Annotated in this window: 16 protein-coding genes; 13 read left to right on the top strand and 3 right to left on the bottom strand. The window is 27.7% G+C overall.

Annotated elements, in window-relative coordinates; all coding sequences use genetic code 11:
• Nucleotides 1-123: 123 nt before the first annotated feature.
• From HUJ77_RS09270 to HUJ77_RS09300, 7 genes are all read left to right on the top strand, one after another.
• The gene (locus HUJ77_RS09270) at nt 124-1608 is read left to right on the top strand and encodes a sodium-dependent transporter (RefSeq protein ID WP_291708301.1); all 1485 of its coding nucleotides are present in this window, start codon (nt 124-126) and stop codon (nt 1606-1608) included.
• A 23-nt stretch (nt 1609-1631) separates the two neighbouring features.
• Complete coding sequence (locus tag HUJ77_RS09275; RefSeq protein WP_291708302.1) at nt 1632-1745, top strand: MetS family NSS transporter small subunit; 114 nt, start codon at nt 1632-1634, stop codon at nt 1743-1745.
• Nucleotides 1746-2013: 268 nt separating this feature from the next.
• Complete coding sequence (locus HUJ77_RS09280; RefSeq protein ID WP_291708303.1) at nt 2014-2925, top strand: LacI family DNA-binding transcriptional regulator; 912 nt, start codon at nt 2014-2016, stop codon at nt 2923-2925.
• A gap of 355 nt (nt 2926-3280) precedes the next feature.
• Nucleotides 3281-4618, top strand: a complete 1338-nt coding sequence (locus HUJ77_RS09285) for a sugar ABC transporter permease (protein ID WP_291708304.1) — start codon at nt 3281-3283, stop codon at nt 4616-4618.
• A 12-nt stretch (nt 4619-4630) separates the two neighbouring features.
• A complete protein-coding gene (locus tag HUJ77_RS09290; protein WP_291708305.1) occupies nt 4631-5452 on the top strand; it encodes a sugar ABC transporter permease in 822 nt (273 codons plus the stop codon).
• Between the two features lie 15 nt (nt 5453-5467).
• Nucleotides 5468-6748 (top strand): maltose ABC transporter substrate-binding protein, encoded by a 1281-nt coding sequence (locus HUJ77_RS09295; protein ID WP_291708306.1) that lies wholly within the window; start codon nt 5468-5470, stop codon nt 6746-6748.
• Nucleotides 6749-6764: 16 nt separating this feature from the next.
• The gene (locus tag HUJ77_RS09300; protein ID WP_291708307.1) at nt 6765-8561 is read left to right on the top strand and encodes a glycoside hydrolase family 13 protein; all 1797 of its coding nucleotides are present in this window, start codon (nt 6765-6767) and stop codon (nt 8559-8561) included.
• Between the two features lie 116 nt (nt 8562-8677).
• Here HUJ77_RS09300 and HUJ77_RS09305 read toward each other — a convergent pair whose 3' ends face one another.
• Nucleotides 8678-9640, bottom strand: a complete 963-nt coding sequence (locus HUJ77_RS09305; RefSeq protein WP_291708308.1) for a hypothetical protein — start codon at nt 9638-9640, stop codon at nt 8678-8680.
• Between the two features lie 194 nt (nt 9641-9834).
• Between HUJ77_RS09305 and HUJ77_RS09310 the strand changes: the two genes are divergently transcribed.
• The gene (locus HUJ77_RS09310; protein ID WP_291708309.1) at nt 9835-10224 is read left to right on the top strand and encodes a GNAT family N-acetyltransferase; all 390 of its coding nucleotides are present in this window, start codon (nt 9835-9837) and stop codon (nt 10222-10224) included.
• Between the two features lie 158 nt (nt 10225-10382).
• On the opposite strand, the gene HUJ77_RS09315 is transcribed toward HUJ77_RS09310, so the two are convergent.
• A complete protein-coding gene (locus tag HUJ77_RS09315) occupies nt 10383-10694 on the bottom strand; it encodes a DUF3784 domain-containing protein (RefSeq protein ID WP_291708310.1) in 312 nt (103 codons plus the stop codon).
• A 305-nt stretch (nt 10695-10999) separates the two neighbouring features.
• On the opposite strand from HUJ77_RS09315, the gene HUJ77_RS09320 reads away from it, so the two are divergent.
• The 4 genes from HUJ77_RS09320 to HUJ77_RS09335 are packed head-to-tail and all read left to right on the top strand — an operon-like array spanning nt 11000 to nt 13482.
• Entirely contained in the window at nt 11000-11374 is a 375-nt protein-coding gene (locus HUJ77_RS09320; RefSeq protein WP_291708311.1) for a GntR family transcriptional regulator, read from the top strand.
• A gap of 1 nt (nt 11375) precedes the next feature.
• Complete coding sequence (locus HUJ77_RS09325; protein ID WP_291708312.1) at nt 11376-12209, top strand: ABC transporter ATP-binding protein; 834 nt, start codon at nt 11376-11378, stop codon at nt 12207-12209.
• Nucleotides 12209-12916: an ABC-2 transporter permease gene (locus HUJ77_RS09330; protein WP_291708313.1), complete on the top strand. Its 708-nt coding sequence runs from the start codon at nt 12209-12211 to the stop codon at nt 12914-12916. Before HUJ77_RS09325 ends, HUJ77_RS09330 begins: the two co-directional genes overlap by 1 nt.
• Nucleotides 12917-12927: 11 nt before the next feature.
• On the top strand, nt 12928-13482 hold the full coding sequence (locus tag HUJ77_RS09335; RefSeq protein WP_291708314.1) for a hypothetical protein: 555 nt from the start codon (nt 12928-12930) through the stop codon (nt 13480-13482).
• Nucleotides 13483-13843: 361 nt separating this feature from the next.
• Here HUJ77_RS09335 and HUJ77_RS09340 read toward each other — a convergent pair whose 3' ends face one another.
• Nucleotides 13844-13978 (bottom strand): hypothetical protein, encoded by a 135-nt coding sequence (locus HUJ77_RS09340; RefSeq protein WP_291708315.1) that lies wholly within the window; start codon nt 13976-13978, stop codon nt 13844-13846.
• 443 nt (nt 13979-14421) lie between these two features.
• Between HUJ77_RS09340 and HUJ77_RS09345 the strand changes: the two genes are divergently transcribed.
• Complete coding sequence (locus HUJ77_RS09345) at nt 14422-14994, top strand: hypothetical protein (RefSeq protein ID WP_291708316.1); 573 nt, start codon at nt 14422-14424, stop codon at nt 14992-14994.
• The last annotated feature ends 51 nt before the right edge of the window (nt 14995-15045 follow it).

Here is a 15045-nt window from a genome sequence, read left to right on the forward strand (position 1 = left end):
AATAAAAAATGAATAAAACAAATAAAGTTATAACATTTTATCAATATAATATTGATTTTGTTAACATTTTAATATATTATATATAAATATAGTTGAAAGTTAAAATAAACGGGGGGCATAATAATGGAAGAAAAAAGAGAACAATGGGGTTCGAAAATTGGATTTATAATTGCAGCAGTAGGTTCAGCAGTAGGACTAGGAAACATATGGAGATTTCCTTACATCGCTTATTCTAATGGAGGGGGAGCATTTTTAATACCATATTTCTTCGCTATTTTTACAGCTGGAATACCATTATTAATATTAGAATATGGATTAGGACATAAATTTAAAGGTTCAACACCATTAGCTATTGGAAAATTAAAGAGGAAATGGGAATGGCTTGGTTGGTGGCCAACAATAAATGCTTTTATCATCCTAACATATTATTCAATGATTTTAAGTTGGACAGTAAACTACTTAGGCTTTAGTTTTAAAAAGTCATGGGGATCTGATAGTAACGCATTTTTTAATGCTGATTTTTTAAAGCTTACATCATCACCTTTTGAATTCGGCGGTTATATTTTACCAATATTTATTGGAATTATAGTAGTTTGGCTTATTAACTGGATAATATGCTATAAGGGAATTTCAGGCGGAATAGAAAAGGCAAATAAATTCCTTTTACCTACTCTTGTAGTAATAATGATAATAATTGCAATTAGATCAGTAAATTTAGAAGGAGCAAAAATAGGATTAAATACTTTATTTACACCAGATTGGTCTAAGGTTATGGATCCTAAGGTTTGGATAGCTGCATATGGACAAGTATTCTTTTCATTAAGCTTAGCAATGGGAATTATGATGACTTATTCAAGTTACTTACCTGAAAAAACTGATATTAATAATAGTGCCTTTATGACTGCTTTTGCAAACTGTGGTTTTGAATTTTTAGCGGCTATAGCTGTATTTTCTATATTAGGTTTTATGTCTAATTTTCAAGGAGTTCCTATGAGTGAAGTAGTTACTAATGGAGTTGGACTTGCTTTTGTAGCTTTCCCAGCTGTATTTAACGAAATGGGTACATTAGGAAATGTATTAGGAGTATTATTCTTCCTTTGTTTACTATTTGCTGGGTTGACTTCTTCAGTTTCATTAATAGAAGCAGTTTCAGCACCATTTATAGATAAATTTGGATGGGCTAGAAATAAGGTAGTTACAGTGATTTGCCTTATAGGAATTTCAACAGGACTTATTTATGCTTCAGGTGCAGGACTATACTTCTTAGATATAATTGATAACTTTGTCAATAACTATGGAATAGTAGTTGTTGGATTATTAGAAGTATTATTAATTGGATGGATTTCTAATCCAGATGTTGTTAGAGACCATACCAATGAAATTTCTTATTTTAGAATAGGTAAGTGGTGGAACATATGTGTTAAGTTCTTAACACCTGCTATACTAATATTTATGCTAGTACAAAGTTTAATAACTGAAATTAAATCACCATATGGTGGATATCCACTTTCAGCATTATTTGCTTATGGATGGAGCATAATTGGATTTGGAATAATCCTAGCTTTAATAATTAGTAAAAGAAAATGGAAAAATAATTTATTAGATTAATAAATAATAAAGGGGGAATTAAAATGACAGGAGTTGCATTTGGATTTTTTTTATTAGGTGCAGTTGTACTATGGGGCGGATTAATATTAACACTAGTAATTACAATGTACAATGAAAGAAAAGAAAAACTTAGTTAATTATAAACTTATAAAAAGTGAATAAATTAAAATATAAACCTCTCCTTGTGAATTGGACAAGGGGAGGTTTATATATTTACGGGCATTATCTTAAAAAAAGAGATTTATTTTAAGATAAGTAGTTACTACTAAATTTTTATTTCTGTTAGTTTCTTTTATAAAAAATACTAATTAATTTAGGATATTTCATTAAATATGCATAAATTGACAGTAAATATTGCTGGTGCTATACTTAATCCCATAATAAGAGGATATATGGGGTGGTTATATGTTTACAAAGAGAGTTACTATGAAAGATATTGCTAGCGAAGCTGGAGTTTCAACAGCTACTGTTTCATATGTATTAAATTATTCAAAAAAAGAAAATATAAGCCATGAAACAAGGATGCGTATTTTTGAGGTAGCCAATAGGCTAAATTATGTGCCTAATATGAATGCAAAATCCTTAGCGAGTAAGAGAAGCTACATGGTTGGAATAATAATTAATATGGAAGCTAAGAACAAGAAGAGTAAGTTATATCAGTATTATGACTTATCAAGGGAAATTCAAAGGAAGCTAAATACTTTAGGTTATGATGTTCTTTTGCTTCCAACTAAAGAAATGATAAAGGATGTAGAAATTGGACAAAAGCGTTCACTTGATGCTGTATTTATTGTAGACTTAGATAAAGAAAATTTTAAAGAAATAGCTAGTAGATTTTTTGTACCTGCAATATTCTTAGATGGATACATAGAAGATGATATATTCTGCAAGATTTTAACTGATTATAATTCTGTTTTAGATAAGGCGGAAAAGATTCTAGGTGAAAATTTCTATGTAGTTATGGAGGATTATTCAAGTAAAAGAGCTTTAGAAGATATATCTAAAAAAGTTCCTGAAAAAGATATTTTTATTAATAAATATGGTAGTGATTTAAAAGAATTTATTGAAGAACGTAAGGAGAGAAAAGCCTTAGTAATAGGTGAATTACTAGGAATGCAAGTGGAAAAATATATAGATAATAAAAATATATGCGTAGTAGTAAATTCTGAAAGAGATCTTATGCTTTTAGATGATACTAAAAGAATTATTGTTAGTAATAGAGAAAAAGCTGAAAAAGCTGTTGATATTATGGAAAAGCTACTTCGATTTGATAACCATGGAGATATTAATAACCTTTCATATATAAAGCCAATGTAAAAATAAATAAAATTAACAAGGAAAATTGTGCAAATATCCAAAAGTACAATTTTCCTTTTTTTATATTAATGAAAATTTAAGTAATTAACAAAAGAATAATAAAACTTGAAAAGCTATAGAAATTCCAAGGAAAACATCCTTAACTTTTGGTTAATAAAAAAAATTAAGTACTTTTTAATAAAAGTTATTAAATAAAGAATTGTTCAATATTCTAAAGATTTAAATGTGCATATAAAATCGTTGATATTAGTTTAGCCATATACTATAATTTCAGTAGGTTAAGCGTATAAGTAAAATCTTAAATTATTTAAACAAAAGATGTTTTTAATTATATTATTTTGAAAGGAAGGTTGGGATGAAAGGAAAAAAATCATTATTATTATCAATTTTTTTCTGGGGAAGTGGTCAGTTTTTTATTTGTAAGCAAAGAGCAAAAGGACTTATAATTTTTACTTTACAGTTAATAATGATATCTATGGAACTGCTAAATGGATATTGGATAGAATATTTTGCAGGATATGTAAATGATTTCTCTATTAGACTCCATGGAGGATTCTTTACAAAGGGGTTTTGGGGATTAATAACCCTAGGAGAAAAGGTAGGAGGGAAATACGGAGACCATTCCACTATGTTAGTTATTAATGGAATGATTGCTATATTTACTTTAATCCTATTTATAGGAGTCTATATATACAATCTTAGGGATGCATATTTTACAGGGAAGAAAATAGATGAAACTTCAGAGTATGAAACTTCTCTAGAGTATTTCAGAAAAATTAGAAATAAAAACTTTCCTTATATAGTGCTATTGCCTATAGGAATAGCCTTCTTATTTGTAGTAATTATGCCTATTATATTTTCTGTTTTAACTGCTTTTTTAAATTACAATAGAGATCATCTTCCACCAGGTAAGCTATTATCTTGGGTTGGACTTTATAATTTTAAAAAATTACTTACAGTACCTATTTGGTCTCAAACATTTTTAAAGGTATTAACATGGACAGTCCTTTGGGCATTAATAGGGACTTTAACATCATATTTCTTAGGAATGTTTCAAGCTATATTAGTAAATCATAAAGCAGTAAAATTTAAAAATCTATTTAGAACTATTTTGATTTTACCTTGGGCAATTCCACAAATGATTACTTTATTAGTATTTAGAAATATGCTAAATGGACAGTTTGGACCATTAAATACTCTTTTATTAAGATTAGGGATAATATCAGAGAATATACCATTTTTATCTGATCCCCTAGTAGCAAAAATTACTGTACTAGTAGTTAATTTATGGCTTAGCTTTCCAATGTTTATGGTTATGATGCTAGGAGTATTTGCAAATTTAGATAAAAGCCTTTATGAAGCAGCTTCTATTGATGGAGCAGGAAAGTATCAGGCTTTTAAGAAAATAACATTTCCATTAGTATTTAGAGCTACTATTCCAAATTTAATTATGAGTATGGCAGCAAATTTTAATTCCTTTGGAGCAATTTACTTCCTAACTCAAGGTGGACCTATAAATGAAAAAATGCAATTTGCAGGTGATACAGATATTTTGATTTCTTGGATATATAAACTGACATTAAATCAGCAAATGTATGATATTGCAGCTGTAATGAGCGTTTTACTATTTATTATCGTAGGTAGTGTTTCTTATTGGAATTTCAAAAGAACAGTATCCTTTAAGGAATTATAGGAGGTAATGATTATGAGAAAGAAGATAACAGCTTTTTTAATAAATGCAGAACTTATTATTATGTCTTTAATTGTTATTGTTCCAGTTATGTGGATAATTCTATCTTCTTTTCAAAGAGGAAGTGGACCATCTACAAGTATTAATTTAGCAGGAATAACTTTAGATAATTATAGAAGGTTATTTTCAGAGACAAATTATGCAACATGGTTTTTTAATACTTTAAAGATTGCAATAGCAAGTACTTTCTTTTCTTTAATTTTGATAATGTTAACATCTTGGATTATGTCCCGTTTTAAATTTAAAGGAAAGAAGACAAGCCTTATGGCAATTATGATTTTATCAATGTTTCCAACCTTTTTATCAATGACAGCAATATATACTTTATTTCTAATACTAGGGCTAGTAGGTAAACCTATAAGTCTTGTAATCGTATATTCCGTAGGGGCTATACCTTATAATACTTGGTTAGTAAAGGGATATTTAGATGGCGTTCCAAATGCAATTGATGAAGCTGCATATATAGATGGATGTTCTAGATTCCAAGTGTTTTTCAAGATAATTATACCTATGGCAAGACCAATTATTACTTATTGCGCAGTATCTCAATTTATGCTTCCTTGGATGGACTTTATTTTACCAAATATCTTATTATCCAATGATAAATCTAAAACCTTGGCAGTTGGATTATTTGCTTTAATAAACGGAAAAGAAAGTATTAATTTCACTATATTTGCAGCTGGTGCTGTACTTATAGCTATACCAATTACTATTGTATTTATTATTTTTCAAAAATATTTAGTTCAAGGTATTTCAGCAGGTGCTGATAAAAATTAATTTGGAGGTATTAAAATGAAATTTAAAAAGATTATCAATTTATGTTTAGTTGGATCTATGTTACTTGGTGCATTTACTGGATGTGCTAAAAAGGAAATACCAACTGATGAGAGTAACAATGTTAAAGAGGAATCAGCAGAATTAACACCAGAAGAAGGAGCAGAATTATCCTTATGGGTACTTTCAGGAGATGGTGAATTTGGTAAAGCTGTAGCAGAAACCTTTGAATCAAAATATGGTGTAAAGGTTGATGTTCAAGAAAGTGGTTTTGATGTTGTTAATAAAATGATGTTAGATGGACCAGCTGGAAGTGGAGCAGATGTATTTGTAGCACCTCATGATTTATTTACAACAGCAAAGGATTCAGGTGTAGTAGCGGAGCTAAGTTCAAATGCTACTAAAATTGTAAGGGACCAAGTTTCAGATGTAGCAGTTAAAACAGTTACTACTGATGGGAAAATTTATGGAGTGCCTGTATCAGTAGAAACATATGCACTTCTATATAACAAGGATTTAGTTAAGGGAGAGCCAGCTACAACTATGGAGCAAATTAAAAAAGAAGCTCTTGAATATAATGATGCAAGTGCAAATAAATTCTGGTATTTAACTGTACCAACAGATGGATTCCCAGCTTATCCATACTTAAGCTTAGATGGCTTTGAACTTTTTGGACCGGATGGAAAGGATGGAGATAATCCAGGCTTTAATACTGAAGAATTTAAAAAAGGTTTAGAACATATTGCAGCATTAAAAGAAATAATTCCAATTAAAGCAGATGATTTAAAAATGGAAACAATGACACTTCTTGAGCAAAACTTTAAAGATGGAAAAACTGCTTATTATCCAATAGGACCATGGTTAATTAAATCTCTAAAAGCTGAAAATGTTAATTTTGGAGTAGCTAAGCTTCCTACATTAAATGGAAAGCAAATGAAATCCTTAAGTGGAGTTCAAAGTGCATATGTTTCTACTTATTCTAAGTATCCAAATGCATCAGAATTATTAGCAACTTTCTTATCATCTGATGAAGGAGCACAACTTTTATATGAAAAATCATATAAGATTACTGCGAAAAATGATATATCAAAGGTAAAAGGATTAATTGAAGATAAGGATTTAAGTGTTTACACTGAACAATTTAAACATTCAGTACCTATGCCAAGTACAAAGAGAATTTCATACTACTGGACAATAATGCAAAGTGTTTTAAATCCAGTATTTGATGGTAAATTAACACCAGAAGAAGGAGCTAAAAAAGCACAAAGTGATTTTGAAGCTTTAGTAACAAGTGAATAGTGAAAGGAGAACTACTATGAATTTTGCAGCTGTTATACATGAGCCTAAAAGTTCTTATTCATATGCATATAGTAAAGACAAGCTGCATATTAGGATAAAAACAGCTAAAGATGATGTAGAAGCTATTGAACTTTTAGCAGTAGATCCATTTAATTGGGTACCTAGAAATGATGGATCAGGCATATATGATTTTGATATAGAATCAGTATATAGAATTAAAATGGTAAAAGAACAGGTTACAAGAGATCATGATGTTTGGTTTGCAGAAATAAGAGATATTAATTGGAAGAGAATTAAATATTGTTTTGTACTTGAAAACAATAATGAAAAATATATTTTTGGAAGCCATTATAGGCTTCCTTACACTAAGGATAATGGAAAATTATATGACTTATTTAATTATTATAATTATCCCTATATAAATGAAGAGGATATTTATAAAGCACCAGAATGGGTAGCAGATACTATCTGGTATCAAATATTCCCTAAGAGTTTTTCTGCCTCAAAGGGTAGCTTAAATGGAAATCTACAAGGGATTATAGAAAAGCTTGATTATATTAAGTCCATGGGCTTTAATGGAATTTATTTAACACCAGTTTTTGAATCTCCTAGTGATCATAAATATGATACTATAGATTATTTTAAGGTAGATGAAGAGTTTGGGAATAATGAAATCCTAGGAGAGCTAGTTAAAGAAGCACATAGCCGTGGAATAAAGGTTATGTTAGATGCTGTATTTAATCACTGTGGCTTTTTCCATCCCTATTGGCAAGATGTAATAGAAAAGGGTGCTAATTCTAAGTATTTTGATTGTTTTTATGTATTAGATAAAAATAAACCAATAGTATATGGAGAATTAGTAAATGGTGTACCACAAGAAGCACCAAGAGAAGAACTTAATTATTACACCTTTGCATATACTCAATCTATGCCAAAGTGGAATACAAGTAATCCGATTGCAAGAGAATATCTTATAAATGTAGCATGCCATTGGATTGAAAAATACAATATAGATGGCTGGAGACTTGATGTTTCAAATGAAGTATCTCATGATTTTTGGAGAGAACTTAGAAAGAAAGTTAATGCTATAAATCCAGAGGTATTTTTATTAGGTGAAAATTGGGATAATTCATATCCATGGCTTCAAGGAGATCAGTTTGATTCAGTTATGAATTACGAGTTTTCAATACCTATGTGGTCCTTCTTTAGAAGTAATGATACTTCTAAAATTAAATATAATGCAGAAGAATTTAAATTTGAAATAAGCAAATTATTAGTGCAATATCCAAAGCATCTAACTAAAAATCTATTTAATCTTTTAGATAGTCATGATACAGAAAGATTCTTAAATGTAGTAAATGGAGATATAGATGTAGCTAAACTTGCATATATACTATTATTTACCTTCCCAGGAACTCCGTGTACTTATTATGGTAGCGAAGTAGGAATGACAGGCGGACAACATAGCAATAGAGAATTTATGATATGGGAAAAAGAAAAACAAAATCAAGACCTACAACTATTTATAAAGAATTTAATAAAATTAAGAAAAACCCATGAAAGCTTTAAAATAGAAAACTTCCAATGGGTAAATATAGATACAAAAACTAATACACTAATGTACAAAAAAGAAACAGTAGAAGAAATTCTATATGTAATTCTAAATAATGATAATATCAGTGTAGATATTACACTCCCAGAAGAATTACAAGATAAAACTATCACAGATTGTATAAAAGAAAAAAACATAATACTAAATAAAAATATTAAAGTTTTACCTTTTGAATATAAAATATACATTCAAAATAAATAATATATTATATCCCTAAATAGATAAGAGAGCGTGTTTCAAACGCTCTCTTATTTGTTAAGGAATGCACTTTCAATGCACAATTAATAATGCATTGTGCATTACGCATTATCAATTGTCTAAACCAATCTCCATGGTTCTTCTATTTTTTCTTCTGTTAATGAATATTCTATTTCTTTTGAAAGGTCTCTAGGAAGTTTCATTTTTTTGATTTTAGCTGTAAATTCTGCTGAAAAAACTTTTACAGCTTTAGTTATATTTTTAGTGGAATTATTAAAGACTTCAAAAGGTGTTAGGAATTTCTTACTGTCTCTAAAGTCATCTAAATATTTAAGGGCTTCATTTGACGCTTCAAAGGCAATATTATTAATTTCATCTATTGTATTTCTATTAAAGCTTTCTGGATATTTAACTTCTAAAACTATTCTATAGCTGATAGTTCTTCTTTGTTTACATGGAACCTTTACAGTTAAATCATTTCCTTCAACTTCACCTAAGTAACTTATTATAAAATCTTCTCTTTCTTCAGGAATTTCTACTGAAGATAATATTCTTGTATAAGTATGCTTAACTGCATCATTTTTAAATTCCTTCTTAGTTTGAATTAATGATTCTTTTCGTGTATTTTCATTTTCTGTAGGATCATTTCTATAACATATAAATGAATCTATTCTCCTTAAGTCTACTCCAAAGTAAACCCATGAGCCCCTAAACCAACGTAATCCAGATACACTTTTTCTATCAACATTCAGTAAGTAGGCCCAGTAATTTCTACCACCTCTTTCCCATATATAAGTAAATTTAAATAAGCAAAAACTTATGGAGCCAGGACTTACAGCTTTTGCTTCAGGACCTTTTCCTTTAGGAGAATTACTTTGTGGACCTAAGCTTTTAACTCCAGGAGTATTTTTATCAGGGGTAAAGTTAGGTGGAGCTCCAATATTTAAATTACTTCCTTGATTTTGCCCTGGTGGAAAACCAGGAATTGGATTAGGATTGAAGGGTTGAAAATTTGAAAATGGAGGAGGTCTTAAACTAGAATCATCTTGATAAAGAATTGAATCATCATCGTTAAAATTCATATATAAACTCCTAATATAGTATTTTATAATTTATTATAGGAGAAAATTTCAAGAATGTTACATATATTAGTTGTTAATTGAAGTCTTTGTATTTTAAAGTTATGGGGTGATTTTTTGGGATAGATATTAGAACAGCTAAATTGAGGGATTACAAAAGTATATGTAACATTTCTAAAGAATTACATTTGTGTCATGTGAGAAATAGACCTGATATATATAAAGAAGAAAGGAAACCAATTTGTAAATGCTATTTTAATGAAATTTTAAAGGATAATGAAATAGAAGTAATAGTTATTACAATAGATAATAAAGTGGTTGGATACACTATTATACGATATGTGGATTTAAAAAACATAGATTTGTTAAAGGATAGATATTACGCATATATAGATGAAATATGCATTAAGGAATCCTTTAGAAGACAAGGTTTAGGTAAAATTCTATTTGAGTATGTTTATAATTTAGTTAAAAATAAAGGTGCAGATGCATTAGAACTTGGAGTTTGGAGTTTTAATAAAGTAGCATTAGAATTTTATAAAGCAATGGGAATGGTAGAGAAAAATATTAGAATGGAGAAGAAATGAAAGAATGAAGTAATGAAGGAATGAAGGTGAGTTTTAAGATAATCTTGACAATAGATATTACGAATTTAAAGGACCAGTGATTTTAAAGTCACTGGTCCTTTTTAATATTCTTCATAAATATTATTTAAATTTGAGGAAAACTAAATAATTTCAAACATTTATTTTTTCTTAAATCTATTTCCTGTATTTGCATAAATTATTACGAATATTAATGATATCCAAAATAATGTAAGGCCCATATTAAATAGTATTTCAAGCATAAAAATATCACTTAAAAGAAAAAGGGTTATACAAATTGCAATAATAAACATAAATTTACCCATGAACTTACTTAAAGAAATAGAATCATACTTCTCTTTCTCTTCTTTGGACATTATATTAAATCCTGCTATTAAGAAAGAACCTTTCCCAATTGAAAGAATAATACCTAATATAACAAAAAATCCAATAACTAATATTTCAACTAACATATAAATTATTCCCCCCATGAAAAATATAAGTATTACTTTCGCATAAATTACTATGGTGTAATAATTTATGTTCATACTATATTATATGGCTACATTTAAATATAATTTCATAGAAAATAAAAAAAAAGTGGAGATAGGATTGTACTACTGTCAATTGGATTTTTCCAGTGCCAGTAATATATTTTCTATATCTATTTTTCTTTTGTCGAAATTTTTGTTTTAGAATATATTTACATTTATTTTTAATGTGTATATAGTATACATATACAGTATTTACGGAAAATACAGTTATGTGAGGTGATATAGTGAAGATATTAATTAGTAATTCTTCAAAGCTTCCTATTTACGAGCAAATTGTTAATTCTATTAAGGAAGCAATTGTACAGGGAGAATTAGCTCCTAATGAAAAATTACCTTCTATTAGGTCCTTAGCTAAGGATTTAAATATTAGTGTAATAACTACCAAAAGAGCTTATGAAGAATTAGAGAATCAAGGTTTTATAGAAACTGTAGGGGGAAAGGGGTGTTATGTTTCTTTTTTTAATAAGGAGTTAGTCTATGAAGAGAAGTTAAAAGAAATAGAAGAAAAGCTTCAAGAAGTTTTAGCTATAGCTAGGTCTATAAAATTAGATAAAAGTGATATTCAAAGTATGATAGATTTGTTTTATGAGGGAGATTAATATGATTAGGGTGGAGAATTTATGTAAAAGTAGAGGAGAATTTAAACTTGAAGATATTTCTTTTGAATTAAAAGAAGGATATATTATGGGTTTAATTGGTCCTAATGGTTCAGGGAAAACAACTTTAATTAAGCTTATTCTTGGTTTATTAAAGGCTGATAAAGGTGAAATTAAGATCTTTGATAAGGATATTTTTAAGAATGAAATTTATGTAAAAGATAATATAGGATTTGTATTTGATGATTTTAATTTTTATCAGCATTTAAACATTAAAGATTATAAAAGAATATTGAAAAGTTCTTATTCAAAGTTTAATGAAAAATTATTTGATTCATATATAGAAAGCTTTGGAATAAAAAATAAAAGCTATATTGGAAATTTATCCAAGGGAGAAGCCATAAAGGTAATGGTAGCGGGTGCTCTATCTCATGATGCAAAGCTAATAGTTTTAGATGAACCAACAGCAGGATTAGATCCATTAGTTAGGAAGGATATATTAAAGCTATTACAGGAAGTAATTGAGGATGGAGGTAGAAGTGTTATTATATCTACTCATATAACTTCAGATTTAGATGGCATAGCAGATTATATAACATTTATAAATAAAGGTAAGCAAGTTTTTACTAAGGATATGGAATGGATAAGAGAAAGATTTAGATTGTTTAGAGGTTCTAGGCAGGAATTAAAAAATAGTAATTTAAACTTTATATCTATAAAGAAAAATAAGTATTATGAAGAGGGGTTATTTATAAATAACAAAGAACTAGTTTCTGAAAATATAAGTACTCCAACCTTAGAAGATATTATGTATCACTACATAAAGGGGGAAAAGTAATGTTACAATTAATTAAAAAGGATTTATTAGTGGGACTTAAGGTAAAATCAATAAGAATATTTATTTTTACTTTTATAGTTGGATTATTTTTATTAAATGGCTTTTCTTTTATATTTCCTACTATTTTACCAATTATTATTACCTATATAGTAGTTATGAATAGTTTTTATTATGATAGCTTAAATAATAGTGAAAGTTATATATTAAGTATGCCAAATAAAAGAGAAGATGTAGTTTATTCAAAATATATATTAGTACTTTTAGTATTGTTTATATCAAATGTTTTAATGTTCATATTATTTGGAACAAATATGTTAAAGCCATCGAGAGTAATGGTTTTGCAAGATGTAGTTGTAAGCAGTTTAATTATATTATATAGTTTTTCAATTATTATACCTATGATATTTAATTATAGATATAAAGGTCTTAGAATGTTATTTCCTTTTATTACTATCTTATGTGGGTATTTAACTGTTTCAAATAGTACTATTAATGAGTTTATAAATAATGGAAAAGAAAGTCTACTTATAAGTATTTCTAGAGAAATAGGAGCTAGTATTTATGGAATATTTGAATTCCCTAATTATGATTTTAAAGTAGTATCTGCAAATATATATATTATTCTTTTATTTATAATAGCTATAGTTATATTCTTAATTTCAATGAAAATATCTTTAACAGTATATTTAAAAAGAGATATAAGATAGGGGGATATAAAATGAATAAAAAATATATAATTGTAAGTTTAACTATCTTCATTGTAAGCTTAATTTTTATATTTAGTTTTAACTTTCTTTTAGGAGATAAAGTTTTTTATAATAATGCTATAAATTTTGAAGAGGATGTGCCAGTGATAAAATATATTGGAGTAGAAGAGGATAATAATGTTTATAAGATAAAAGTAAGTATAAAGAACAATAGCAAATATTATGCTACTTTTGATAATATAAGTTTAAAGTTAGGTGGTGCTATTCAAGGAGAACCAATGTTTGATGGCTATGACAATAATCAAAGAGAAGCTTTAATGAACCATAGAGAAGGGGATAAATACAATTATAGTTATTATTTTAATCCAAATGAAGAAAGGGAATATGTATTTGAAATATCCAAGGGATTAAAGTTTGATAAATATAAGTTTAGCTCAAAAGAAATGGATGTACATTATAGCTATAAATTATATAAGTATAGAATTAATAATAATATGGTAATTGGAAATGGACAAAGTGGAGCAGGTTCAAGAAGAATAGAAACTAATATAGAGATAACACAATAAATTAAAAATGTAGAATGTAAGCTTGCAGTATTTACTGGTGAGGTTGTTCAAGTTAGTGGAAATATAGTAAGAGTATCTATAACTAAATATGGAACATATTCAACATACTATAAAGACACCATATATGTTAATTACCATTATAGTGATGGATTAAAAATATTAGAAGATGATATTGTAAGGATTTATGGGGTGCTTAATGGAGAAACAACATATAAAACTGTATTAGGTGCATACCTAACTGTTCCATTATTTGATGCTTATTATGCAGAATTAAATCAATAAATTAAATAATCCGTAAAAATAGCTGTCCATATGACAGCTATTTTTGCGGATTATTTAATTCTAATAAAGTAATCTATAATTAATTATTATTTTTATCGTTATCGTTTTCGTAAATATTTTCGTATGCTTCTTGTTCTTGATTCATTTTCTTTACGATCTCTTCTGATTTTTCTCTTCTACATTTTTTGCTTAATGCACATGCAATTCCGTCCATATTTAACACCCCTTTATATGTTTTTTATTTACCATTATTATACTATATTATATTAAATAAATCAATAATTGTTATTGATTAGTAATAAATATTAAATTAACAATGTTGTTAATTGTTAGATTATCATATTCTTTAATAAAGAGACAATATTTATACTATTATAAGTTATTATTTCAATAATTCATAAAAATATTCTTTAAGAAGTAACCATAAACTATTAAGTAATTCAATTAGAGATTTAATGGTGTTTATTCACTATAATTAAGTTTAATTAAAGAAATTACAATGCATAACATATTGATGTCGAATGTTGTATTAAATTGGTAAGAAAAAATATAAAAATTGTGTTGAAAAATATATAAATATAGTATAAAATCATTCTCGTAAACAAAATTAACAAGTTGTTTAAGTTAAACAACAAATAAATGGAGGGGAAAATAAATATGAAGAAAAAAGTATTATCATTATTAATGGCAGCAGCAGTAGTTGCTACAACAGCTATTCCAGCTCACGCTCAAACTTATGAGGCAAACGACACTGAAACTATTGATGCAAATGTAACAGTAACAGGAACAGTAAGTACTGTAGATGGTATTGCACCATCAGGAAAAATTCAAGTTGAAGTTCCAACAACTTTATCATTCACAGTTGACCAAGCTTCTAACTTTAAAGCACCTACATATACAATAGCTAACAAAAGTTCAGTAGCAGTATCAGTTTCAGTAGGAAGCTTTAAAGAAACAGATGTTAATGGAGGAATAACTCTTCATGAAACTATGGATTCTCCAGAATCATTAGATAGAGCTAACGTTAAGTTAACTTTAAAAGGAAATACATCAGAAGTTAATTTAGCAAATGTAAATACAAATGAAGTAATAAGCGTAATAGCTGAAGGTAACAGTGACACAATTCAATTATTAGGACAAGCAGGTACAGCAACTCAATCAGGTGATGTAGATGATAATGGTGCATCAGAAGACTTTAATCTTGTGTTCAAAATAAAGAAACATAACTAATTAAATACAATAAAATATAAGAACAAATGAATCCATAATAATATTATTATG

Source organism: Clostridium sp. (genome assembly GCF_021443865.1).
GTDB lineage: Bacteria > Bacillota > Clostridia > Clostridiales > Clostridiaceae > Clostridium.

Excerpts from the sequence above, each read along its gene's own strand:
- HUJ77_RS09280 (WP_291708303.1), top strand. The coding sequence starts at position 2,014 with ATGTTTACAAAGAGAGTTACTATGAAAGATATTGCTAGCGAAGCTGGA.
- HUJ77_RS09315 (WP_291708310.1), bottom strand. The coding sequence starts at position 10,694 with ATGTTAGTTGAAATATTAGTTATTGGATTTTTTGTTATATTAGGTATT.
- HUJ77_RS09325 (WP_291708312.1), top strand. The coding sequence starts at position 11,376 with ATGATTAGGGTGGAGAATTTATGTAAAAGTAGAGGAGAATTTAAACTT.
- HUJ77_RS09330 (WP_291708313.1), top strand. The coding sequence starts at position 12,209 with ATGTTACAATTAATTAAAAAGGATTTATTAGTGGGACTTAAGGTAAAA.
- HUJ77_RS09290 (WP_291708305.1), top strand. The coding sequence starts at position 4,631 with ATGAGAAAGAAGATAACAGCTTTTTTAATAAATGCAGAACTTATTATT.
- HUJ77_RS09345 (WP_291708316.1), top strand. The coding sequence starts at position 14,422 with ATGAAGAAAAAAGTATTATCATTATTAATGGCAGCAGCAGTAGTTGCT.
- HUJ77_RS09340 (WP_291708315.1), bottom strand. The coding sequence starts at position 13,978 with ATGGACGGAATTGCATGTGCATTAAGCAAAAAATGTAGAAGAGAAAAA.
- HUJ77_RS09270 (WP_291708301.1), top strand. The coding sequence starts at position 124 with ATGGAAGAAAAAAGAGAACAATGGGGTTCGAAAATTGGATTTATAATT.
- HUJ77_RS09295 (WP_291708306.1), top strand. The coding sequence starts at position 5,468 with ATGAAATTTAAAAAGATTATCAATTTATGTTTAGTTGGATCTATGTTA.
- HUJ77_RS09335 (WP_291708314.1), top strand. The coding sequence starts at position 12,928 with ATGAATAAAAAATATATAATTGTAAGTTTAACTATCTTCATTGTAAGC.
- HUJ77_RS09300 (WP_291708307.1), top strand. The coding sequence starts at position 6,765 with ATGAATTTTGCAGCTGTTATACATGAGCCTAAAAGTTCTTATTCATAT.
- HUJ77_RS09275 (WP_291708302.1), top strand. The coding sequence starts at position 1,632 with ATGACAGGAGTTGCATTTGGATTTTTTTTATTAGGTGCAGTTGTACTA.
- HUJ77_RS09305 (WP_291708308.1), bottom strand. The coding sequence starts at position 9,640 with ATGAATTTTAACGATGATGATTCAATTCTTTATCAAGATGATTCTAGT.
- HUJ77_RS09285 (WP_291708304.1), top strand. The coding sequence starts at position 3,281 with ATGAAAGGAAAAAAATCATTATTATTATCAATTTTTTTCTGGGGAAGT.